This is a genomic window from Chitinophaga sp. ARDCPP14 (genome assembly GCF_051362515.1).
In the GTDB taxonomy this organism is placed as follows: Bacteria; Bacteroidota; Bacteroidia; order Chitinophagales; family Chitinophagaceae; genus Chitinophaga.
Genome location: NZ_JBKIXB010000006.1, coordinates 96328 through 118657 on the forward strand (window position 1 = coordinate 96328; position 22330 = coordinate 118657).

Annotated in this window: 17 protein-coding genes; 8 read left to right on the plus strand and 9 right to left on the minus strand. The window is 48.5% G+C overall.

Annotated elements, in window-relative coordinates; genetic code table 11:
* Window positions 1–35: 35 nt before the first annotated feature.
* Window positions 36–1442: an aspartate ammonia-lyase gene (gene aspA / locus ACLHR0_RS17765; protein ID WP_370912649.1), complete on the plus strand. Its 1407-nt coding sequence runs from the start codon at window positions 36–38 to the stop codon at window positions 1440–1442.
* Window positions 1443–1665: 223 nt separating this feature from the next.
* On the opposite strand, the gene ACLHR0_RS17770 is transcribed toward aspA, so the two are convergent.
* On the minus strand, window positions 1666–4125 hold the full coding sequence (locus ACLHR0_RS17770; RefSeq protein WP_429046137.1) for an MG2 domain-containing protein: 2460 nt from the start codon (window positions 4123–4125) through the stop codon (window positions 1666–1668).
* A gap of 121 nt (window positions 4126–4246) precedes the next feature.
* On the opposite strand from ACLHR0_RS17770, the gene ACLHR0_RS17775 reads away from it, so the two are divergent.
* Window positions 4247–5497 (plus strand): NAD(P)/FAD-dependent oxidoreductase, encoded by a 1251-nt coding sequence (locus tag ACLHR0_RS17775; protein WP_436488337.1) that lies wholly within the window; start codon window positions 4247–4249, stop codon window positions 5495–5497.
* 189 nt (window positions 5498–5686) lie between these two features.
* Here the strand turns inward: ACLHR0_RS17775 and ACLHR0_RS17780 are convergent, their stop codons facing one another.
* Window positions 5687–6316 carry a deoxynucleoside kinase gene (locus ACLHR0_RS17780; protein ID WP_370911558.1) on the minus strand — a complete coding sequence of 210 codons (630 nt, stop codon included), beginning with the start codon at window positions 6314–6316 and terminating at the stop codon, window positions 5687–5689.
* A 16-nt stretch (window positions 6317–6332) separates the two neighbouring features.
* Window positions 6333–6818: a 2-amino-4-hydroxy-6-hydroxymethyldihydropteridine diphosphokinase gene (gene folK / locus ACLHR0_RS17785; RefSeq protein WP_429046141.1), complete on the minus strand. Its 486-nt coding sequence runs from the start codon at window positions 6816–6818 to the stop codon at window positions 6333–6335.
* Window positions 6819–6904: 86 nt separating this feature from the next.
* Between folK and sppA the strand changes: the two genes are divergently transcribed.
* From sppA to ACLHR0_RS17810, 5 genes are all read left to right on the plus strand, one after another.
* Window positions 6905–8656, plus strand: a complete 1752-nt coding sequence (gene sppA, locus ACLHR0_RS17790; protein ID WP_436488338.1) for a signal peptide peptidase SppA — start codon at window positions 6905–6907, stop codon at window positions 8654–8656.
* Between the two features lie 288 nt (window positions 8657–8944).
* Window positions 8945–10051: an ABC transporter permease gene (locus ACLHR0_RS17795; protein WP_429046144.1), complete on the plus strand. Its 1107-nt coding sequence runs from the start codon at window positions 8945–8947 to the stop codon at window positions 10049–10051.
* A 39-nt stretch (window positions 10052–10090) separates the two neighbouring features.
* A complete protein-coding gene (locus tag ACLHR0_RS17800; RefSeq protein WP_370911562.1) occupies window positions 10091–10621 on the plus strand; it encodes an SRPBCC family protein in 531 nt (176 codons plus the stop codon).
* A gap of 12 nt (window positions 10622–10633) precedes the next feature.
* Window positions 10634–11164 carry an SRPBCC family protein gene (locus ACLHR0_RS17805; protein ID WP_436488341.1) on the plus strand — a complete coding sequence of 177 codons (531 nt, stop codon included), beginning with the start codon at window positions 10634–10636 and terminating at the stop codon, window positions 11162–11164.
* A gap of 105 nt (window positions 11165–11269) precedes the next feature.
* On the plus strand, window positions 11270–11764 hold the full coding sequence (locus ACLHR0_RS17810; RefSeq protein ID WP_370911564.1) for a DUF2911 domain-containing protein: 495 nt from the start codon (window positions 11270–11272) through the stop codon (window positions 11762–11764).
* Window positions 11765–11815: 51 nt separating this feature from the next.
* Here ACLHR0_RS17810 and bioA read toward each other — a convergent pair whose 3' ends face one another.
* The 6 genes from bioA to ACLHR0_RS17840 form a co-directional block, all read right to left on the minus strand.
* Window positions 11816–13096 (minus strand): adenosylmethionine--8-amino-7-oxononanoate transaminase, encoded by a 1281-nt coding sequence (gene bioA, locus ACLHR0_RS17815; protein WP_436488343.1) that lies wholly within the window; start codon window positions 13094–13096, stop codon window positions 11816–11818.
* Window positions 13097–13141: 45 nt separating this feature from the next.
* Window positions 13142–15541, minus strand: coding sequence for an ATP-binding protein (locus ACLHR0_RS17820; RefSeq protein ID WP_436488346.1), 2400 nt, complete (start codon window positions 15539–15541; stop codon window positions 13142–13144).
* Window positions 15542–15730: 189 nt separating this feature from the next.
* The gene (locus tag ACLHR0_RS17825; protein WP_436488348.1) at window positions 15731–17680 is read right to left on the minus strand and encodes an LTA synthase family protein; all 1950 of its coding nucleotides are present in this window, start codon (window positions 17678–17680) and stop codon (window positions 15731–15733) included.
* 52 nt (window positions 17681–17732) lie between these two features.
* On the minus strand, window positions 17733–19727 hold the full coding sequence (locus ACLHR0_RS17830; RefSeq protein WP_436488350.1) for a TonB-dependent receptor plug domain-containing protein: 1995 nt from the start codon (window positions 19725–19727) through the stop codon (window positions 17733–17735).
* A gap of 57 nt (window positions 19728–19784) precedes the next feature.
* Window positions 19785–21047 (minus strand): sensor histidine kinase, encoded by a 1263-nt coding sequence (locus tag ACLHR0_RS17835; RefSeq protein ID WP_436488352.1) that lies wholly within the window; start codon window positions 21045–21047, stop codon window positions 19785–19787.
* Window positions 21048–21069: 22 nt separating this feature from the next.
* Window positions 21070–21741 carry a response regulator transcription factor gene (locus ACLHR0_RS17840; protein ID WP_429046160.1) on the minus strand — a complete coding sequence of 224 codons (672 nt, stop codon included), beginning with the start codon at window positions 21739–21741 and terminating at the stop codon, window positions 21070–21072.
* A 155-nt stretch (window positions 21742–21896) separates the two neighbouring features.
* Here ACLHR0_RS17840 and ACLHR0_RS17845 point away from each other — a divergent pair, with 155 nt between their 5' ends.
* Window positions 21897–22286 carry a hypothetical protein gene (locus ACLHR0_RS17845; RefSeq protein ID WP_429046162.1) on the plus strand — a complete coding sequence of 130 codons (390 nt, stop codon included), beginning with the start codon at window positions 21897–21899 and terminating at the stop codon, window positions 22284–22286.
* Window positions 22287–22330 lie beyond the last annotated feature (44 nt).

The window sequence follows — 22330 nt, forward strand, 5'->3', positions numbered from 1 at the left end:
ATCCGTTTAACTTTCCGACCTAAATTACTTTAAATATGGCAAAGAGAATTGAGCACGATTTCCTGGGAGAAAAAGAAATACCGCAGGATGTGTACTATGGTATTCAAACCCTTCGTGCAATAGAAAACTTTCATATTACCGGTATTCCCCTCAAAGTGGAACCCATGTTTGTACAGGCGCTGGGTTATGTGAAGAAAGGCGCTGCCATGGCCAACCGCGACCTCGGCGTACTTGATAAAAACATTGCTGAATACATCATCAAAGCATCCGACCGCGTAATTGCCGGTGAATTTAACGACCAGTTCCTCAGCGATCTGATACAAGGCGGTGCAGGTACTTCGGTAAACATGAATGCCAACGAGGTAATTGCCAATGTAGCGCTTGAAATGATGGGCAAAGAAAAAGGACAGTATGAATTCTGTCATCCCAATAATCATGTGAACTGCTCACAGTCTACCAACGACGCCTATCCTACTGCATTCCGTATTGCGCTGATCAACAAGCTTACCGGCTATAAATTAACCCTGGGTGAACTGGGCGATGCTTTCCAGGCGAAAGGAGAGGAGTTTAAGAACGTGCTGAAAATGGGACGCACCCAGTTGCAGGATGCGGTGCCCATGAGTATGGGCGATGAGTTCAAAGCTTTTGCCACGAATATCAACGAGGAGTTGTCGAGGGTGGAAGACAGCAAGCGTCTCATCTCTGAAATCAATATGGGCGCCACTGCCATTGGCACCGGTGTAAATGCTCCCAAGGGATATTCGGAGCTGGTGACCAAACACCTGGCCGCTATCACCGGCCTGGACCTGGTGCTGGCCGCCGACCTCATTGAAGCCACCGTGGACACCGGCGCCTATGTACAGTTATCCGGTGTGCTGAAACGTACCGCGGTAAAGATCTCCAAAATATGTAACGACCTCCGGCTGCTTTCTTCCGGCCCACGGACAGGGCTGAACGAAATTAACCTGCCACCCATGCAGCCGGGCTCGTCTATCATGCCGGGAAAAGTAAACCCCGTAATACCGGAAGTGGTGAACCAAACTGCTTTCTATGTAATTGGCGCCGATCTCATGGTAACAATGGCCGCAGAAGCAGGGCAGCTGCAGCTGAACGTAATGGAACCTACCATCGCTTTCGCGCTGTTCACCGCCATTACTTATATGAACAACGCCTGCAGGGCGCTGAAAGACAAATGCGTGGTGGGCATCACCGCGAATGCAGACCGCACCAGAGATATGGTCATGCAAAGCATTGGGATTGTCACCCAACTCAACCCCATCATCGGGTACGAAAAATGCTCAGCGATCGCAAGGGAAGCACTGGAAACGGGCAAGTCGGTGCACGACCTCGCCGTAAAAGAAAAGAAGTGGGTGACCCAGGAGAAGTGGGACGAAATTTTCACTTTCGATAACCTTATCAGGCCGCGGTTTATAAACGCGTAGGTTGTCTTTCCCACTGATTACGCTGATTATACTGATTTAGGGATTTGAACACTTTGGATTTTAAATGATTTGGGGAGATATAAACGGATATAGGTTTTAAATGATTTGGGGAGATATGAGCGAATGTATCCGCTTATATCTCCCCAAATCATTTAAAATCCAAAGTGTTCAAATCCCTAAATCAGTATAATCAGCGTAATCAGTGGGAAAGACAACCTACGCGCTAGAACTCCTGTTCAAGACGGCCAACGCTGCCGTCTTCGCCTATACCTTCCACGACTAAACGAAAACGTTTGGTGTAGTCATTGTTGTAGAATTCGACCCTGGCGGTGTGCGTTAGGGTGTCTATTGCTACGTTCGGGTTCCAGTAAAGGGTGAGGCGTTTATCCGGTAAGGCGTGTACTTCTTTTTTCACGGAGTAATCCGGTGAATAGAATTGTTTCACGATCTGGTAACCGGCTTTTTTATACAGTTTAAAGCCACGGATGCTGGGGTCATTTTTCGGTGAATTGTCGCCGCCTTTTTTGGTGTATACCGCGATAGCGCCATTGGCGCCGCCGAAGCCACCCATAAATGGAGGACGGAATACTTTAATGAGCGCGATATCCTGGATAGAGAGGGTGCTCAGCATGCTCACATCCGACTGCATTTCATTAAGGTATAATCCCGGTGCACCGCCGCGCCAGGAAAGGGTGGGATTATTATAATCGCCTGTAATCTGCAAGCCTGCTACTTTGGATTGCAGGTACTGGAATACGTTGAGTGCAATCGGTGTTTCTTTGGTTAAGTCGAAGGAGTAACCGTCGCCACCGGAGAACATACCAGATGCATAACGTTTTTCAGTAGTTTCTTCCGGCTTCACTTTTTTCGCATTTACGTTTACTTCCTGCAGGTATACCGTTTTATTATTGATAGAGCGGTTTACTTTGTTGCCTTCTGCTGCATTGGCGAGGAATTGTTTCAGTGCGTTATTATCCACCGCCGGTGGTACGCGCAGCGGGTAAGGAATTTTAATTTGTGTAGGACGTTCAAAGAAGTGGTTATCGAATTTCACATTTACATCCACGCCTTTTTTTACGAGGTCGTTGCCCTGGTAGTAAATGTAAGCGGTATCGGGGAATACCATGTTGGCCATTTCAAACTGTCCTTTATCGTTGATGGGAGTAGAAGCAAACATGGAGGAGCTGTCTATCGGCAGGCGGATGATCATATCCAGCTTACCGGTAGGCATGGGGCGGCCGTTGAGCATGGTGGCAACGCCTTTCATGAGCAAGCCCTGTTCGTAAGGGAATCTTACTTCAGGGAATTCGTTATTGACGATCTTTTCCCAGCTGAAACGTCTCCATCCGTTGGTCATCATTACCAGGTCCAGGCCTTTCAGGGTGGAGTCGGCGTCATTGCGGAAATACCACGATGGGTTGTAGATATAACCTTTGATGTCGGAGGTGAGCAGGAAAGTAGAGATGATGTTATTGGAATTTTTATCTACCGGTACCGCGTCTGCATCTGTGATAGCTACAGAGATATTTGTTTGCATGGTATCGGGTAGTCTCAGTTCAATGGCATTTTTTGTTCTTGGTTCCTTGTGGGTATCTGCATCCAGTACATCTATCTGCATCAGGTCATTTTTGCGGACGAAGGCAAGCCGTTCTGCGAGCGGCATGCCTGATTTGGCAAAAAGGGTAATTTGAATAATGCCTGACGGCAGATGATCGGCGGGGATAAATCCGCTGATGCGGCCTTCTCCTATGTCCAGGTTGGCTTTGTACACCAGTTGGCTGCCCATCTGGGCGATGATCACAAGGTCATTCACGGAGGTATCGGCTACGTTGCCGGGTACGGCCTGGTAAAAGATGCGGCTGCCTTTATTGAATACTTTCAGGGAGGCGCCGGCCGCTACTGCTGCGGGCAGGGCCACTGTTTTGGTTTGGCCTTTATTGTTTTTTACGGTTGCCTGGAAGATGTCCTGTGCATTGGCGGGGGTGATCTCGAAAGATCCCATGCCATCGTGCAGGGTTTTGATCACTGCGCTGTTGGCGCCTTTAGCGTCTTTTACAGCGCCGGATACTTCTACCGGGTAACCATTGTTATCGATGGCTTTAAACGCTACTACGTTCGGCTGGCCTGCGATGAGGTTTCCGCCTTCGGGGAAAAACTGTACGGCAAAGTCGGGTGTGGTGGCGCTATCTGCTTCCGGTGATGTTTTCTTTGAAGGATCAAAGATTTCTATGGTCCGGGTATAACTGAATGCAGGATCGAAGTTGAGCATCCAGGCGGTATAAGCCCTTAGCTGGTATACGCCTGCTTTTTGTGTTTCGGGCAGGTCGAAGTTACCGGGTGCGCCGGCGTTACCCACGGCGAACAGTTTCTTTTGCACGATGTTATTGTTTTTATCCAGCAGCTCCACATACAGGTTGGTGGCGGTGGTGGCGGGCATGCCCTGCAGGGTGAGATAGGCTTTGAACCAGATGGTTTCACCGGCTGCGTAGTAGTCCTTATCAAGATGCAGATATACTTTTTCGGCCGGGTAACGGCTGCCGAAGGTTTGTAATGCCTTTATAATGCGGTCGGACCAGTCAGTTGGGCGCGTTTGTATAGCCAGTGCACTCATTACGCCGCTTAACATTACGGCTGGTATTATCCATTTCAGATGTTGTCGCTTTTTCTTCAGGTTCGATTGCATGCAATATAGTTTGAGCGGGTATAATATATGTCAAAAATATAAACTTTGGAAGATTAATCAGTAAGATTACGGCAGGTTTGTTATTATTGCGTGTTCAACCTACGGTTTTAACAAGATTTTAATGAGTTCAGGAAAGAAACGTTTAGTGATAGCTGGTGGCGGTGCTGCCGGTTTTTTTTGTGCGGTGAATGCGGCCCGCCTATGTCCGCAGCTGGAAGTGGTGTTGCTGGAAAAAACAGGCAAGCTGTTGTCGAAGGTAAAAGTGAGTGGCGGCGGACGGTGTAATGTTACCCACAATGCCCCTGATATTACGTATATGGCTAAACGCTATCCCCGTGGCCAGAACTTTGTAAAAAAGTCGTTTTCCCGGTTCTTTGTTCCCGATACCATCTCCTGGTTTGGGGAAAGAGGCGTACTGCTGAAGGCGGAAGACGATGGCAGGATGTTCCCGGTAACAGATAACTCCCAAACGATCATCGACTGCCTCCTGCGCGAGGCCGACAAATACCATCTTAACATCCGTACCAATACAGAAGTTACCTCTTTTAAAAAAGGCAGCAACGGGCGCTGGCAGCTGGAACTGCAGCAAGGTCCTGCGCTCACCGCCGATTATTTATGCATCGCTGCGGGAGGCTATGCGCAGGCAGGTAAGTTTGCCTGGCTGGAACAAACAGGTCACAGCATTGTGCCACCGGCGCCGTCCCTGTTTACCTTTAACATGCCCGGTAATCCTATCACCGGCCTGATGGGAGTAGCTACCCATGCACAGGTGAAAGTGGCCGGTACCAAACTGCTGGAGCAGGGTCCCTTGCTGATCACTCATTGGGGAATGAGCGGCCCGGCCATATTGCGGTTGTCGGCCTGGGGCGCCCGGGAACTGCAGCAGCTGCAATATACTTTTACCGCCATCGTTAACTGGATTCCGGATTACAACGAAAATACCCTGCGGGAACACTGGCAGGACCTGCGTTTTGAATCAGGGAAGCAAAAAATATATAATAAAAATCCTTTTGGTTTACCACAGCGTTTATGGCAGTTCCTGCTGCAACAGACAGGAATTACGGAAGAGATGAGATGGGCGGACATCCCCGCGAAAGACCAGAACCGTTTAATGAAATTGCTGGTAGGCATGGAGTTCCCGGTGAAAGGTAAAACCACTTTTAAAGAAGAATTTGTTACCTGCGGCGGTATTACGCTCAGTGAAATAGAGCCGGCTACCATGGAAAGCCGGCTGGTACCCAACCTGTTCTTCGCCGGCGAAGTAATGGACGTGGATGGCATCACCGGCGGCTTCAACTTCCAACATGCCTGGACGAGCGGCTTTGTGGCCGCTAGTGCGATAGCCCAGCGCGAAGGTTGTCTTTCTCACTGATTACGCTGATTATACTGATTACCTTGATTTTATTTTTGGATTTTATAAAGGATTTAAAAGATTTTATTTTTTGGGGAGATATAAAGCGAATATATCCGCTTATATCTCCCCAAATCATTTAAAATCCAAAGTGATCAAATCCCCAAATCAGTATAATCAGCGTAATCAGTGAGAAAGACAACCTTCGCATTATAATTTGAGGTAGTGCACCCCCGGTTCGTACTCTTTTTCCAGCGCCAGCAGCAGGTGGTCGAAGTCTTCCGGTTGCCGCAGGAAATCTACTTTGGTGGTGTCTACCACCAGTGTGCGTACGGGATGTTGCTTGATGTATTGCATGTACATGTCGTGTACATTCAGCAGGTATTCGTCGGGGATTTGCTGCTCGTAGGAGCGGTTGCGGTGACGGATATTTTCCTGCAGTTTGGTAACCGGTGCGTTCAGGAAAATAAGCAGTTCGGGCTGTACCAGCTGGGGGTTGATGATGTCAAAAAGTTTCTGGTAAAGGGAGTATTCTTCTTCCGGTAAATTGATCTTGGCAAACAGCAGGCTTTTGATGAAGAGGTAATCAGAAATGATCACATCGCTGAAAAGGTCCTGCGACTGCAACATTTCCTTGAGTTGTTTATACCGTTCCGCCATAAAGAATAACTCCAGCGGGAAGGCGTATTGTTGCGGGCGTTCATAAAAAAGAGGGAGAAAAGGATTGTCTGCAAACTCTTCCAATATCAGTTTTGCAGAGAAATGGGTAGCGAGCATGTTGGCCAGCGTAGTTTTGCCGGCGCCAATATTTCCTTCTACCGTAATAAATCTATAGTGCATGAAAACGGGTTTAAAATTAATCCTGGTAACGGTTTGCAGCTAATGTATCCGGACAGCTGGCTGCCAGCTCCCGTACGGTTTTATGCAACACAGGGTGCATATAATCCGGAATGATTTCCATCAAAGGCGCCAGCACAAACCGCCGGAGATGCATCCGCGGATGCGGTACCTTCAGATCCGGCAGCGAATGAATGCTGTCGTTGTAAAAGATCAGGTCGATATCAATAACCCTCGACCCCCATTTCTCCTGGCGGATACGGCCGATCTTTCTTTCTATTTCTAACAGTGTATGCAATAACGTTAGTGCATCCAATGATGTGCGGATCTCCACTCCCTGGTTCAGGTAGTCGGGTTGATCCACGGCTCCCCAGGGAGCGGTTTGGTATAAGGCCGAGGTTTGTACCACCTCTCCGGCTGTTTCAGCAATCAATTGTACCGCCTTTTGCAGGTTCCCGGTACGATCACCTAAATTGCCACCTATAAGTAATATTGCTGTATTCATGTATATTTCAGGACTCAAAAGTAGCCATATTCCTTATTTTTGAAAAAATGTATCTTTCCATCTCAGTTTCATCTTAACAAAAAAGTATGCGTTTCTTTAAAGTTTTCCTGGCCGCATTCCTTGCATTCGTAGCATTCACGGCAATATGCTTCTTTATATTGCTGATCATGATAGGAAGGGCCGTTACCCCTGAAAAGGTAACAATTTCCCCCAATGGCGTACTGGTACTCGAAACAGGGCAGTCGTACAACGAACAGAATATAATTAACCCACTCGGCAGACTGATGAACGACGACGCCGCAGTTACCCCCGGATTGTATCAGACCGTAAGACTGATAGAACACGCTGCTGACGATGACAACATCAAAGGCATTTACCTGAAAGTAAACGGTAACCCTAATGGCTTTGCCAGCACAGAGGAATTCCGCAATGCGCTCCTCCGTTTCCGGAAGTCAAAGAAATTTGTGTACGCCTACGGAGAGGTAATGGACCAGAACGCCTACTACCTGGCCAGTGCTGCCGATAAAGTATACCTGAACCCTAAAGGTGGAGTTGATTTTACCGGCTTTGCCAGCCAGGTGATGTTCCTGAAAGGAACCCTGGATAGACTGGAAATCAAACCGGAAATTTTTTACTGCGGCAAATTTAAAAGCGCTACCGAGCCACTGCGCGAAACACAGATGACAGATGCCAACCGCATACAAACCACCCAGTTCCTGGGAGAACTGTATGGCACCTTCCTGAAAGGAATAGGCTCTGCGCGCAACATCGACACGGCCACTTTACATGGCTATGCAAATGAAAACCTCATCCAGCAACCCGCAGATGCGCTGAAGTATAAGCTGGTAGATGGTTTGAAGTATGACGATGAAGTAGTAGCGGAACTGAAAAGCAAAACAGGCGTTAAACAGGGCGACGAGGTAAACCTGGTGACGCTAAAAAAATATAACAGTGGCACCGACCTTTCTTCCGGTGGCGGAGATGGACAGTTGGCGCTGATCTACGCAGAGGGCGATATCATAGGCGGGGAATCAGACCGCGATAAAACCATTGCAAGCGACGACTATATCCGTGAAATCCGTAAAGCCCGCGAAGATAAAGATGTAAAGGCAATCGTGTTCCGGGTGAACTCCGGTGGCGGCAGTGCGCTGGCATCTGAAGTAATCTGGCGGGAACTGTCGCTGGCAAAGAAAGTGAAACCGGTGGTGGTATCCATGGGCGACTATGCAGCATCCGGTGGTTACTATATTTCCTGCATGGCTGACAGCATTTTTGCAGAACCCAATACTTTAACCGGTTCTATCGGCGTATTCGGCGTGATGTTTAATATGCAGGACTTCTTCAAAAATAAAGTGGGCGTTACCTTCGATGGCGTTAAAACCGCACCTTATGCGGATCTTGGTTCCGTTGGCCGTCCGCTCACCGAAGCGGAGAGACGCTTTATACAGAACGGCGTTGACAGCACCTATGCCTCTTTCAAATCACGCGTGGTAGCCGGCAGGAAGCTGAGCCCCGCTATCGTGGACAGCATCGCCCAGGGGCATGTATGGAGTGGTTTACAGGCAAAGGAACTCGGACTGGTAGACCGCATCGGTGGTATCAACGAAGCGCTGGCCTGTGCCGCGCGGCTGGCCAAACTGCCGGACTACCGCCTGAGAGAGTTCCCGGAAGAGAAAAACCCGTTGAACAAATTCTTCAAAACCTTCGCCGGCAACGTGCGCATGCAGCTGGTGAAGCAGGAACTCGGCGCCAACTACGACATTTACCAGCAGGTGAAGGACGTACAACAGTTGCATGGCGATGTTCAGGCGAGAATGCCGTTTAAGTACAGTTTCTAGCGAATTTTGTCTTAGCTCAGGATTACGCTGATTTTGCTGATTAGCTGGATTTTACTTTGGGATTTTATAAAGGATTAAGGGAGATAGAAGCGGATATTCGCTCTTATCTCCCTTAATTATTATTTAAGAAAATCTAAAAAATCAAAAAAAAATCCAAAAGTAAAAATCCAGCTAATCAGCAAAATCAGCGTAATCCTGAGCCAAGACAAAATCCCCGCCCCTGCATTTTTTACTAAAAGCTGGAAAAACGTCGTAGTTTTACCGCCGGTTTTTAAATAGCAGAATCAGATGAATGGAGCGAAGTACAGTCAGTTGAGGGCCATGCTGGCCATTACAAAAGGAAGTTTAAGAGGTATTTTCCGTAGTCCTTCCGCCGTAGTGTTCAGTTTGGGGTTCCCGCTGGTATTTATCCTGGTGTTTGGGTTTATTGGTAAAAGTACTGTTTCCGTTAAAGTGGGGGTGGACCGCCGGACTGATATTACCAGCAGGTATTACCAGGAATTGTCGCATGCCGGGACGCTGAAACTGGTTACCGATCAGCCTGAAGCGGAAATGGAGGATGATCTGAAGAAAGGCCGTTTGGTGGCTATTCTGAACATTGTGCCCAAAGCGGGAGTTAACCATGTAACTGCTTACGATATTAATATCCGGACCTCTACGGCTTCCGATGCCGCGAAGAAAGTAACCCTGTTATCGGTGCTGAAAAGCATCGCCGGCAAACTGGATGATGAAACCTATAAACGCCCTACGGTAGCCACTTTTACACAAACAGAGGTGCCGGGTCGTGAATTTAAGACCATCGACTTTATTTTACCGGGACAGCTGGGCTTTGCCCTGATGAGTGCCGCCGTTTTTGGTACGGCCTTCCTGTTTTATAATATGCGTCAAACGCTGGTACTCAAGCGTTTTTTCGCCACGCCCATCAAACGCACCTATATTGTACTGGCAGAAGCGCTGAGCCGGATGATCTTCCAGCTCATCAGCTCTGTGGTGATCATTGCGCTTGGGCATTTCGCCTTTGGCTTTACGCTGGTACATGGTTTTGCCACCTTCCTGGAAATGCTTGTATTGTCGGTATTCGGGCTACTGGTATTCATGGGTTTTGGTTTTGTGGTGAGCAGCCTGGCAAAAAATGAGAGCACTATTCCGCCCCTGGCCAATATCGTTACCCTGCCACAGTTCCTGCTGGCGGGTACCTTTTTCCCGATAGATTCCTTTCCTGGCTGGCTGCAGCCAATCTGTAAGATCATGCCGCTGACCTACCTGATAGACGCGCTGAGAAAAGTGGCCTTTGAAGGGCTGCATCTCTGGCATGTGGGCTGGGATATCGCGATCCTTACTTTATGGGGTGTTGTCGTATATGCGGTAGCCGTGAAAGTATTCAAGTGGGAATAAGGCGATTTCGTTAGCTTTGTGGGACCTAAATCCAGTCACATGCAAGCCTTTTTCATTATCCTGGGTGCGTTCATTGTCCTTGTGCTGGGGCTTTTCATTTTCAGTTTATTCCTCTCATCTGCCATTAAGGTGGAGCGTTCGCTGGTAATACCGGCTGCGCCGGGAGCTATTTTCCCGCTGATGAACGTAGTGCGTAACTGGGAGCTATGGTCGCCCTGGAAAGAACAGGATCCCAACGTTAAAATTACTTACGGGGAAAAGGAAAGTGGTGTGGGCGCCGGTTACAGCTGGGAAAGCCGCAACCGGAATGTAGGTAAAGGACATATGACGATCACGGAGTCCAAACCTGATCAGCAGGTGGCCACCCACATCGATTTTATGGGCATGGGCGCTACCAAAGGCTATTTCCGGCTGGACCCGGTAAATGGCGGCACCCTGGTTACCTGGGGAATGGTGTGCGATATGGGGCAACATCCTATCCGGAAAGTGATGGGGCTGATGATGGACAAATGGGTAGGAAAGGATTTTGAGAAAGGACTGGAGAACATGAAACGGCTCCTTAAAGGATAATATATTTTTTCTATGCGGTTTATTAAGTTGTTACTGATCAGCGTGATCATTTTAGGCATGGTGATTTTCGGGTTGTCGCTGGCATTTCCTTCTACGGCAGTGGTGGAGCGTACAGGTGTTATCCGGGCGCCTATTGATACTGTTTATGCACATATCAGTAACCTGAAAGCCTGGGATGCCTGGAATCCCTGGACCCGCCCCGATACTACCGCTACCCTGGTATACTCCGATCCGCCTTCCGGCCCCGGCGCCTGGTACAGCTGGGACGGACAACTCAACAGCGGTAAGCTAACGGTGCTGGACAGTGATCCGGCCAAAGGAATACATTACCTGCTGGATATTAAAAGTGTGCGTCCTGTAAAAGGAGGCATAGAACTGAAGCCTACGGCAGATGGCAAAGCCACTGCGATCTTCTGGCATATGGAAATTAAGCTGGGCATGCTGCCGTGGTGGAAGCTGAGGGGATTTGTGGCCGACAGGGTATACGGCCCTGCTATGAACGATGGGTTGACAAAGCTGAGCCGGATCTGTGAAGGAAAATAGTATGGAGTTATTTTACCATTGATCCAATAGTTTTGTTTACGATGGTTTTTATGATTTAAATTGTTATCGTATCTCAACAACTTCTTACAGAAAAAACTAAAAAAAATGAAACATTTCTTTTTGGCAACCTTATTTCTGGCCTTTACCAGCCTCGTTTTTGCTCAGGAGAAGGCACGTAAAAGCCCCCACGTTACAGTAGAAGCCAACGGTATTAAAGTAGTGTACGGCCAGCCTTCCAAGAAAGGCCGTGAAATTTTTGGCAAACTGGAACCATTTGGTAAAGTATGGCGTACAGGCGCTGATGAAGCCACCCAGATCACTTTCAGCAAAGACGTATCTTTTGGCGGCAAACCGGTAAAAGCAGGTACTTACACTTTGTTCTCTATTCCTGATCCTAACACCTGGACCGTTATCCTGAATGGTAAACTGGGCCAATGGGGTGCTTATGATTACGACAAGAATAAAGGCGAAGACGTAGTATCCGTGAAAGTACCACGCGAAAAACTGTCTACACCAGCAGAAAAACTCACGTTCACTTTACCCGGTAACGCCGTGGTATTTGAGTGGGATGACACTAAAGTATCCGTACCGGTTAAATAACACGACCGGGAAAAATATCAGGGGCACAGACACCGCGTCTGTGCCCTTTTTTTATGATAAGGTGGCTACCAGTTCCCGGATACTGCCATACACTTCATCCAGCTGTTCGTTGGTGATGCAGTAAGGCGGCAGTATATAAAGAGTATTCCCCAGCGGGCGCAGCATCACTCTTTTTGCCCGGAAGAAGCGGTGCAGTTCATCGGCCAACGCATTCGTGTAACCATCGGCGTTAGCGGTTACTATTTCAAACGCCAGGATAGTGCCCAGCAATCTTGGATTTTTTATGACCGTGTAAGTAAACAATTCTTTCAGAAAGACAGTATGCTTTTCGTGTATGCGTTCCCGGTTAGCCGCGCAGGCTGGGTCGGTGAAGAGGTCGAGACTGGCCAGTGCAGCTGTACAGGCCAGCGGGTTGGCCGTGAAAGAATGCCCGTGGAATAATGTTTTTAGCTTATCATTGGAAAGAAAGGCTTCATACACCGCCGCAGTGCTGGTAGTTACACCGAGCGCCATGGTGCCGCCGGTGAGTCCTTTAGAAAGACAAACAATATCCGGTGGTGTTTGCAGGTATTCCATAGCAAAATTTTTCCCGGTTCTGCCGAAGCCGGTCATCACTTCATCTGCAATCAGCAGGATATTTTGGGAGGAGCAAAACTGCAGGAGCTGTTCAAAGGCGGCAGCGTCATACATCACCATGCCACCGGAGCCCTGGAGCAGCGGTTCAAACACAAAGGCAGCAATATCTTCCGGTTGCAGTGCAATAATGTTGTTTATAATTTGGGAGATGTTTTCCGCAGTGGGCACTTCTATGAACTGAACATCAAACAGGCGGTCATCAAAAACGCGGGTGAACACACTTCTGCCGCTCACGCTCATGGCGCCGAAGGTATCGCCGTGATAGGCGTTGTGGAAGGCCAGTATTTTATGTTTCGGCGTGCCTTTGTTATCCCAGTACTGGATGGCCATTTTCAGGGCTACTTCTATGGCCGTAGAGCCATTGTCGGAATAAAAAACGCGGCGTTGGTTGGCGGGAAGAAGCGGTAATAACCGTTCCGCAAGATGAACGGCCGGGGGATGGGTGTACCCGGCGAAAATACAGTGTTCCAGTTGCAGCGCCTGTGCTGCCAGTTGCTGCGCAATGTGCGGGTGTGCGTGACCGTGAATATTCACCCACCAGCTGGAGGTAGCGTCTATATAGCTGTTATTATTTTCGTCGAAAAGTAAAGCGCCTTCGCCGCGTACAATGCCTATGGGCGCAGGTGCAGTTTGCATTTGGGTGTAAGGATGCCAGATCACGTCCAGATCACGGGCCGACAAAGAAGATGTTTGCATAATTGCTGGCTGTTGGTGCAGGCGCGAAGGTACTATAAAAGCGGGTTATGTTTTCCTGTGCCGTTCCAGTATCTCCAGCAGATCCGCTGCTGCATAGGGTTTGGGCAGCATATGTTTTACATGCAGGCGGGCCAGCCGTTCGGTTACTTCCGGCATTATGTCTGCCGTTAACACAATGATAAAAGCATCCGGCTGCAGGTGCCGGATGTGCGGAATGGTTTCATAACCATTCATCTCCGGCATATGCAGGTCAAGGATAATACCATCGAAAGATTGTTCCTGTATTTTCTGTAGTGCCAGTCTGCCATTGCTGGCTGTTTCAATCTGCGCACCGGAGTTTTTCAGCTGTAATTGCAGGATGCGGATATTAATGGCATTGTCTTCTACTACCAGCAGCTTCATATTTTCCAGATGGCCTTCCTGTTGTTTATTTTTCTGGGGCACAGGACCGGGTGCAGTTTCAGGTATTGTAAAACTGATATCAAAACGGAAGGTAGTGCCTTCATTTTTTTTGCTTTCCAGTATGATGCTGCTGTTGTGGAGCGCCACCAGTTTTTGAGTGATGGCGAGTCCAAGCCCTGTACCGCCGTGATGGCGGTTGGTAGCCGAATCTTCCTGTACAAAAGTATCAAATACTTTTGCCTGCATTTCCGGAACAATGCCCACACCGGTATCCTTTACGGCAAAGGAAAGCGTACAGTCGCCGGCGGAAGTGTTTGCCCGGCGTACTTCCAGGGTAACCGATCCTGCACTGGTAAATTTGATGGCGTTGTGCAACAGGTTATTGAGTACCTGGGATAATCTTACGGGATCTCCTTTCAGTGTTCCCGGTAAATGATCAAACCGGGAAATGAGTTCAATACCCTTGCTGGTAGCCAGTGGCTGGCAGTTACGTACGATACCCGTTAGCAGCGCCTCCGGATCAAATGGAATATTTTCCAGTTCAATTTTTCCAGCCTCCATTTTGCTGAAGTCGAGGATATCATTGATCAGTCCGAGCAAATGATGGGCGGAGAACTCCAGGTTATGCATCAGTTCCGCCTGTTCGGGTGCGGGATTTTCCCCCAGGATACCGGCGATGCCGATGATGGCATTGAGGGGCGTACGGATTTCGTGGCTCATTACAGACAGGAAATCACTTCTCGACTGGGCGGCTTTCTGTGCATTATCCCGGGCAGCAGTAAGCGCCAGTTCTGTATCTTTCTTATCAGTAATATCCATGATAATGCCCCTGAAATGCGTGAGCTGGCCCTGGCTGTTAAATACCGCCCTGCCGATGGTGCGCATCCAGGTATGTTTCCCTTTAGCGGAAATGTGCCGTAATTCCAGGTCGAACGGGGTTTTATGGGTAATCAGCGCTTCCCTGGCAGCAACGAAAACAGGCTGGTCGTCCGGGTGATAAAATGCAACGGACGAATGAAAAGTAAGCGGGAAGTCGTGCGGCACCTCCCTCAATTCATACACTTCGCGGGTCCAGTAGGTTTCGCCGGTGGCTACATTGAATTCCCATCCACCCATTTTGCCCATCTGCTGGCAGATGCCCAGCAGCTGGTTACTGCGGCGTAGTTCAGACTGTGCCTGGAGGTAGCTGTTGTTCTTTTTTTCTATTTCAGAGATATTACGGATCATCAGCAGGATGCGCCGGGGTGCGGGCAACTTATCTTTAATCAGCCGTACTTTCAGCTGGTACCAGTTTTGAGGACCCTGCCTGATATCAGGATACACGTATTCCTGGTTTTCTCCGGTTTCCAGCAGTTTGTCGACCAGCCGGTTAAAAGTGCCGGCATGCTCGCCAAGGGCTTCTGAGATGGTTTTGCCGATGACCTCTTCCCGGGGCCGGAATAACAGGTTGTCGTTGCTGCACCATACCCCGGTAAAGACCTTCTGCTCGTTCATCTCAAATAAAATATCATCCAGGGTAAGCATCAGCGAATCCCACTCGTATTTTAACCGGGTAAAAGCGGATTGCAGCTGCCTGGTTTCCTTTTCCCTGGTACCGTGAAAATGCAGATGCCCCAATATTTGCAGTAGTGGTTGGAGGAAAGTTACTGCATCTGCCGAATAGCCGTCCATGCAGCCTGCGAGCCCTATTACGGCCAGCACCTGCTGCTGGTATGTTACCGGCAGCCCGATAAATGCAGTGGTAGCATCCCCTGCCGGCAGGATCAGCGGTTGCCCGTTGCCGGCCACTTCCTGCAGGGCAGGCGTGAAGTTCCAGCCGTGTTCCGGCGCATGATTGATGATAGTAATGGTATGCAGTTGGGAAGGTGCATCGCTTTTCTTCAATTCCCCCACAAAACCGTAAGAGCTGCCTGTCAGGTCCATTAGTTGTCCTAACAGTTGCTGGACGGCATTAACCGGGTGTTCCTGCAAACTGTAGTCTGCGGGAATACTGCCAATGATATCCAGTAATTTTTGTTGACGCAGCGCTGCAGTAGCCAGCATGAGCGATGTTGGTTTTAATATTCGGTGTTAAAAAGAGGCCAGATTATGAAACCGGTGTAGTTATATTGTTATCGTCAGGATTATACCGGGGGAATAAATTTAGGGAATTAACCGGAGAAACGAACAAGGAATTATTATTATAAGCTGAGGGAACGGTTTTCGACGATTCCCTCAGCTCGGAGAGGATTGTTATTTTGCCATGCCGCCGTTTTTAAACAGGGCATAAGCAGTTTGATAGTTGGCAATACTGTTTTTGAGAAGTGCGCTGTCCATTGCCGTGGCCCGTTGTTCATTGCGCTCTTTGTTCCAGCTGAAGCATTGCGCTTTTTGCTGCGGGCTGAGGATCAGCAGTTTACCCGGCTCCAGGTAACCCAGTTTTTGATAGGTACTTACCATGGCACGGGGCTGGTATCCCGGTTCCAGTACGTTTTCGCCGTAAAACTTACTGTTATAAGACCAGTGCAGCATGCCCAGGAGGGTAGGGTAAATATCTATCTGGGAGCACATGGCACTGATTTCCTGTGGCGCTACGCCCGGAACATTGTACAGGATACAGGGAATATGATATTTACTGATCTCTATTTCATTTTTACCGGCGCTGCTGGCGCAGTGGTCAGCCACAAAAATGATCACGGTATTTTTAAACCAGGGCTTGGTGCGGATCTTTTTCAGGAACTGCCCGATGGCGTAGTCGGTATACTTTACCGCGCCTTCACGGCTGCTGCCGGAAGGGATGTCTATTTTGCCGGAAGGATAGGTGAAAGGCCGGTGGTTGGAGGTGGTCATCACGAAATCGTAGAACGGCTTGCCGGCCGCATATTTCTGATCGGCGCTTTTAATCGCTGCGGCATAAATGTCCTCGTCGCATACGCCCCAGGCATTTTCGAACTGTACGGCGCTGTCGGGAATATTTGTGCGGGTGGTGGTGATATGATCATCCACCAGTTTATGACGGAGCCGGTCGGTAATATCATAGCCGTTGTTCCCAAAGTACTTGTTCATGTTATCGAAGTAGCCGTCGCCGCCATAAAAGAAGGTGCTTTCATAACCCTGCTGCTCAAATAACTGGCCTACGGAAAAGAGTTGTTCATTCTTTTTCCGGCGAACAATACTTTGCCCGGGAGTGGGTGGCACGGCGAGTGTAAGCGCTTCCATCCCTCTTACCGTACGGGTGCCGGTCGCATACATATTGGTAAAGAGAATACCTTCTTTGGCAATACTGTCCAGCACAGGCGTAATATGACCGGTGTTACCAAAGCGGTCCATGAAATCGGCGCTGAAGCTTTCAATGGTGACCATGATCACATTAGGTGCAACACGTGTACCCGTATCCGTTATACTCCTGTAAATATTGTTACCGGCAGTCAGGTAATGGCTGTCGGGCGATTGCAGCAAGGTGCGCATCCGGCTGAAGGCGGTGTTATCATCTTCCAGCAAATAATATTTATCGTAAGCCAGTTCATTATTCAGGTAGGCGGAAATAAATGAATACACACCTGCTTTGGATAACTCCTGTGCATACCGGTTTTTGCTTTTTTCGGCCCAGGTGTTATTGATGAAGAAAATGTGCAGGAGCATTAGCCCCGCCAGCCCGGCAAAGATGAGCAGCCGTTTCCCGAAAGGTGTGTGCGATTGGAAACTGTTGCGGAAAATACCCCTGCGGGCCAGCACCCAGGTGATGAGGGCGGTGAATAATAATACGCCGCCAATCAGCAATGGTAAAGGGTACGACTGGTTAATATTACTGATTACTTCATAGGTATAAATGAGGTAGTCTACTGCAATAAAATCAAAGCGCCCGGAGTATTCGCCCCAGAAGGTTAATTCTGCAAAAAAGGAAAATACAAGGATTACCAACGCCAGGAAAAAGCCGGTGTAAGTGAATATCCGGTTAAACAGCGTGTTATTGAGCCGTTGCGGCAGCAGCAGCAGGTAAAGGGCATAACCAATGGTAAAAAACAAAGCTACCCCGGTATCATATATCAGCCCTTTGCCATAAATGGCTGGTAAATGGGATAAGCGCAGCCCGGATTGAGGGAAAGCCCATACCAGCAATACAGTTCTAACGAGGAACGACAGGATCAGGAGTACGGCGCCAAAGCCCAGGAGCACCGCGTACCTGTTTTTGATGAATTTCATAGTGTACAGAAAATTAAAGACCGCGAAGTTACACTCTTCCTCATAAATTTAACTATAAATTAACTTTCAATGACATATTGATGATTCTTCCATCTACAGGCCCCCATAGTTGGGCAAATTCCGGATGCGTAATGGTGCCGGTATATAAGGGTGTGTTCTTGCCTTGCCTTGCGTCAAAAATGTTCTCCCCGTTGAGTACCAGGGTAACGTGTTCCCCCAACTGCCGGGAAACCATCGCAGCCCAGAACCAGTAGTCGGGTGTTTTTTGATTGCGATCGTCGAACTGATGGCCTATCCGGCTGTTTTCAATGCCGAAGCGCCATTTGCCTTCGATGCTGTAGGCCAGTGTACCGGCAAATTTGTCCTGTGGCGCAAACGCGACATTGGTATGGGCAGCATCGTTGTAACGGGACACCGTGTGGTTGTATCCCAGGTACAGTTCCAGGTGATCCAGTTCAAAGCGGAGGTAGGTATCTGTACCAACACTGTTTACAGCGTAAGGCATATTCTGCAGCAGGTACATTCCCTGGCTGCCGGGTTGCAGCACCGGCAGGATAGGATCTTTGATATGTGTGTAATAGAGCGCCTGGTTCAGGGTCATGTCTACCTTACCTAAACTGGTATGGTAGTTCCCGTCAAAGTTAATACCCTGGCTGCTTTCCGACTTTATACCCGCGCTGAGCGGCAGCAGGTAGCGGTAGCCAATGGTTTGGGTCTGCGTGGTGAAAACAGCCGGTGATTTATAACCCGTGCCTGCACTCAGGCGGATGAACAGGTCATCTAGTGGTTTGTATACAAACGCCAGCCTCGGTAAAATGTACCATCCGAATTCATTGTGATGGTCTGCGCGCAGCCCGGCTTCTGCCATCAACTGGTCCGTGATCCGGAAACCATCCTGTATAAAGGCGCCTGCCGTGTTATACTGGTAGTTGCCGAGTAATGTGCTATCGCCTTTGGCGCGGTGGTATATTTCGCCGGTATTATTGATGCCGGCTACCCAGTTGTGCCGGCCGCTTGTTTTATGGTAGGCCGCTTCTGCATAAGTGCTGGTTTGATTTCCGAGCAGCGTAAAAGTTTCCACGTTGTTTTGCAGGTGGAAGAAGCTGCCTGCTCCTTTTATTGTTAAAGTGCCGCCGCCGAGGTTTTTCCGGGTGAATTGCAGCTCTGCGCTGTGTCTTTCGCTGTTATTGGTTTCTGTATACTGGTGGATGCCGGCCGGGGCATGATCCAGTACCTGCATATCGCCGCCTTCGCGTTTTTCGATGGTACCGGTATAGCCGGCCACCAATGTGGTTTGCGGATTGAGGTACCAGAAGAAGCGGGGGTGGAGTAGGTATTGACGCAGGCGCGGCACATCGCTGAAGCCGTCTTTATTTACGTCGCTGGCGTTTTGTGTGGTAACGCCGGCAAAGAGGGTGATACCGGTTTTGCCGTATTTTTCCGCATAGTAAGCGTTCACGTTGGTTTCTTTCAGCGTACTACGATTAACCAGTACCGTTAGTTCGGGTTTACTGCCGGGCGTTTTGGCAATGAAGTTGATGATCCCGGCAATAGCGCCGCCGCCATAGAGAGTGGAAACAGATCCTTTTATAATTTCTACCTGTTTAAGATCTAATGGCGGAATGGACAGTACACCGAAATTGCCGCTCAATCCTTCGTACACCGGCACACCGTCACGCAGCAGCTGGGTGTATTTACCGTCCAGTCCCTGCATGCGGATGGCATTGTTACCACTCACTGCAGAGGTATTCTGAATATGGATTACAGACAGGTCGCCGAGGATACTGGCCACGTTACCCGGTTTTATGCCGCTTTCTTCCATCATATCTTCTCTTCCCAGTACTTCTACTTTCATGGGCAGGTCTTCAATACGGCGGTTATCCCGGGTAGAAGAAATCACTACTTCTTCCAGGTCGGATACTTTGCTGATGGTGGTATCTTTCACCGGTTGCTGTGTGGTGTCTTTAACGGGAACGGGTACACGATTTTGTGCGGTTACAATGCCTGTTGCGCTCAATAAAATGATAGCCAGTATTACATGTTTCATATGCTCCTTTGTACTGCAAAGAAAAACATGGAATCTGGAGCAAATCTGAACGGTGGGTTATAGGCTTACACGGAAAGTATGCTGACCATTTGCATAATAATAGGTAAGATGGAAATGATAGGAGTCTGCCATTTTTTTAACAATGGCAAGTCCCAGTCCGTTGGAATTAGAGTAGCCGTTGTTGTGTTTTTTGAAGCGCTGGAACAACACGTTGGCGGGTATTTCAGGCAGATGGCTGGTGTTGGCAATAGTGAACGCCTCGGGTGTTAACTGAATAGTGATGCTGCCTTGCGGGTAATTATATTTGATGGCATTCCCGAGCAGGTTGCTGACCAGTATATCGGTGAGTGCGGGATGCAGCGGCCATGGTGCGGTAGCGGTTATTTCTTTATGAATGTGCAGATCTTTCTCTTTGATAAGTTCTTCAAAAAGCAGCAGGTATTTTTCAACAACGGTGCAAAGGTCCGGCTGTTCTGTGAGCGGGTATTGCTGGTTTTCTATTTTGGCCAGCAGCAACAGGTTGTGATTGAGGCGCGACAGGCGTTGCAGCTCATCATAGCTGGTGAGGATGCTGTTTAGTTGTATTTCAGAGAGGGTATCGTCCTGCAGCAATAATTCCAGTTTGCTTTGGGCGATAGCAAGGGGTGTTTGCATTTCATGGGCTGCATCTTCCGTTAACTCTTTTATACTGGTGTAATCGTTGTGAATACGGCTGGTCATGGCGCTGAGGGCGGTATTCAGCCGGTTAAATTCATGGGTGGCAGCTGGTTCAAAAACGGTGGCGTCCAGTTTGTTCAGTTGCAGCTTTTGTATTTTGTCGAGCGACCGGTAAAACGGTTTCCAGATGCTTCTACTGATAAGCCAGTTGGAGAGCAATGCAAACAGGAGTAAACCACCAAAAGCCGCCAGCATTACATGAATGATGTTTTTTACCAGGTCATCTTTTTCTATCAGTGATTTACGGAGTACCAGTTCATAATTTTTGTTATGCAAACTGATTACCTGCGATAGTTGCCGGAAGGGCGCGTAGGTATTTTCCGGTTCCTGGTAAATGTTTACGCCTTTCAGGTGATGTGTTGGCTGCGCTGCGTCGTTCGTAGGATGCAGGTTAAATTCCGGTGTTTTGATACTAAAAACCGGGTTGTTCACACTGGCGGTATCAAGATACCGCATCCACTGGAGTTTGTCATTCACCAGTTCCTCATCTGTTTCATATTTTATTTCCTGATTGAATTCTGTGTACAGGTAAAAAGCGCCTGCAGTAAACACCGGGAGCATGATCAGTAAAAAGTATAGGGTTGTTTTTGTCAGCAGTTTCATGTGCGCAATCTTTTAAGGGATGTTATCCGAAGCGGTAACCGGTTCCGTATACTGTTTTGATGTAATCTTCGCCGCCTGCTTCCAGCATTTTTTTCCGGAGATTTTTAATATGGGTATAAATAAAATCATAGGAGCCGGCCTGGTCATATTCATCGCCCCAAAGATGTCCTGCCAGGGCGGATTTGGTGACTACCCGGTGTTGATTGGCAATAAAATACAGCAGTAGCTGGTATTCTTTCCCGGTGAGGGTAAGGGATTTATGATGAACCAGCACTGTTTTGGAGGCGGGTTTTATGGTGATTTCCTGGAAGTTGACGGTGGTATTGCCGTCAAAGTTTTTCCGGCGTAAGATGGCATTTACCCGTGCATTGAGTTCTGAGAGATGAAATGGCTTGGTGAGATAGTCATCTGCACCGAGTTCAAGGCCGTTAAGTTTATCTTCCAAAGAGTCTTTGGCAGAAATGATAATGATGCCGGCTTTGGACTCCAGCAGTTTCAGTTCCTTTACCACGTCCAGGCCGCTGCCTTTTGGCAGGCCGATGTCTGCCACTATGCAGTCGTAGTCAAATTCATTGACCTTATCAATGGCCTGTGGAAAATCTGCTGCCAGTTCACAGATGTATCCCTGGTGTTCCAGGTATTCCTGTATACTGGCCCTGAGAGCCGGTTCATCTTCTATAATCAGCACTTTCATAGGCTAAAAGTAGGTATAATTCCTAAAGGAATTCTGTAGCAGCATTCTGCAATCCCATACGGGTTTTTCATCATTTTTTGGCAGGAATGAAAACTATGTACTCCTGTATTTCGTAAATACAATACCGATATCAAACCATTCATTCAGGCATTCTTATGAGTACTTATTTTAAAATGGTGGCAGATAGGCTATTACTGAAAAAGTTGCCGGAAGCAGCCATCACACAACGAAAGGTTTCAGATGATGACACGAGGGAGTTGTGTGCCCTGATGGACCATATTCCCAATGCGAAATCAGTGGCAGCAATGTACCGTCAGATGATGAGAACGGGCCGGCTCACAGAGCGTTATACCAGCGGGGATCCTGGCAGGAGGTGGCTCGAAGTGGAGCAAATTGTGCTGAACCGGAACGAGAGAAAGAAAGAAAACAAACGCCGGCTCATATGGATGATGGTGGTTTTCATCACGGTGGGTATTGCTTCCTATTTCGGAGGCGTTTATTTGCTCGCAAAAGGAAAGCACCTGGCTGTCCAGGTATGGGGATAAAATATATATTTTATACACTTATAATATGGCTGAATAAAAACGTC

Excerpts from the sequence above, each read along its gene's own strand:
- aspA (WP_370912649.1), top strand. The coding sequence starts at position 36 with ATGGCAAAGAGAATTGAGCACGATTTCCTGGGAGAAAAAGAAATACCG.
- ACLHR0_RS17770 (WP_429046137.1), bottom strand. The coding sequence starts at position 4,125 with ATGCAATCGAACCTGAAGAAAAAGCGACAACATCTGAAATGGATAATA.
- ACLHR0_RS17775 (WP_436488337.1), top strand. The coding sequence starts at position 4,247 with ATGAGTTCAGGAAAGAAACGTTTAGTGATAGCTGGTGGCGGTGCTGCC.
- ACLHR0_RS17780 (WP_370911558.1), bottom strand. The coding sequence starts at position 6,316 with ATGCACTATAGATTTATTACGGTAGAAGGAAATATTGGCGCCGGCAAA.
- folK (WP_429046141.1), bottom strand. The coding sequence starts at position 6,818 with ATGAATACAGCAATATTACTTATAGGTGGCAATTTAGGTGATCGTACC.
- sppA (WP_436488338.1), top strand. The coding sequence starts at position 6,905 with ATGCGTTTCTTTAAAGTTTTCCTGGCCGCATTCCTTGCATTCGTAGCA.
- ACLHR0_RS17795 (WP_429046144.1), top strand. The coding sequence starts at position 8,945 with ATGAATGGAGCGAAGTACAGTCAGTTGAGGGCCATGCTGGCCATTACA.
- ACLHR0_RS17800 (WP_370911562.1), top strand. The coding sequence starts at position 10,091 with ATGCAAGCCTTTTTCATTATCCTGGGTGCGTTCATTGTCCTTGTGCTG.
- ACLHR0_RS17805 (WP_436488341.1), top strand. The coding sequence starts at position 10,634 with ATGCGGTTTATTAAGTTGTTACTGATCAGCGTGATCATTTTAGGCATG.
- ACLHR0_RS17810 (WP_370911564.1), top strand. The coding sequence starts at position 11,270 with ATGAAACATTTCTTTTTGGCAACCTTATTTCTGGCCTTTACCAGCCTC.
- bioA (WP_436488343.1), bottom strand. The coding sequence starts at position 13,096 with ATGCAAACATCTTCTTTGTCGGCCCGTGATCTGGACGTGATCTGGCAT.
- ACLHR0_RS17820 (WP_436488346.1), bottom strand. The coding sequence starts at position 15,541 with ATGCTGGCTACTGCAGCGCTGCGTCAACAAAAATTACTGGATATCATT.
- ACLHR0_RS17825 (WP_436488348.1), bottom strand. The coding sequence starts at position 17,680 with ATGAAATTCATCAAAAACAGGTACGCGGTGCTCCTGGGCTTTGGCGCC.
- ACLHR0_RS17830 (WP_436488350.1), bottom strand. The coding sequence starts at position 19,727 with ATGAAACATGTAATACTGGCTATCATTTTATTGAGCGCAACAGGCATT.
- ACLHR0_RS17835 (WP_436488352.1), bottom strand. The coding sequence starts at position 21,047 with ATGAAACTGCTGACAAAAACAACCCTATACTTTTTACTGATCATGCTC.
- ACLHR0_RS17840 (WP_429046160.1), bottom strand. The coding sequence starts at position 21,741 with ATGAAAGTGCTGATTATAGAAGATGAACCGGCTCTCAGGGCCAGTATA.
- ACLHR0_RS17845 (WP_429046162.1), top strand. The coding sequence starts at position 21,897 with ATGAGTACTTATTTTAAAATGGTGGCAGATAGGCTATTACTGAAAAAG.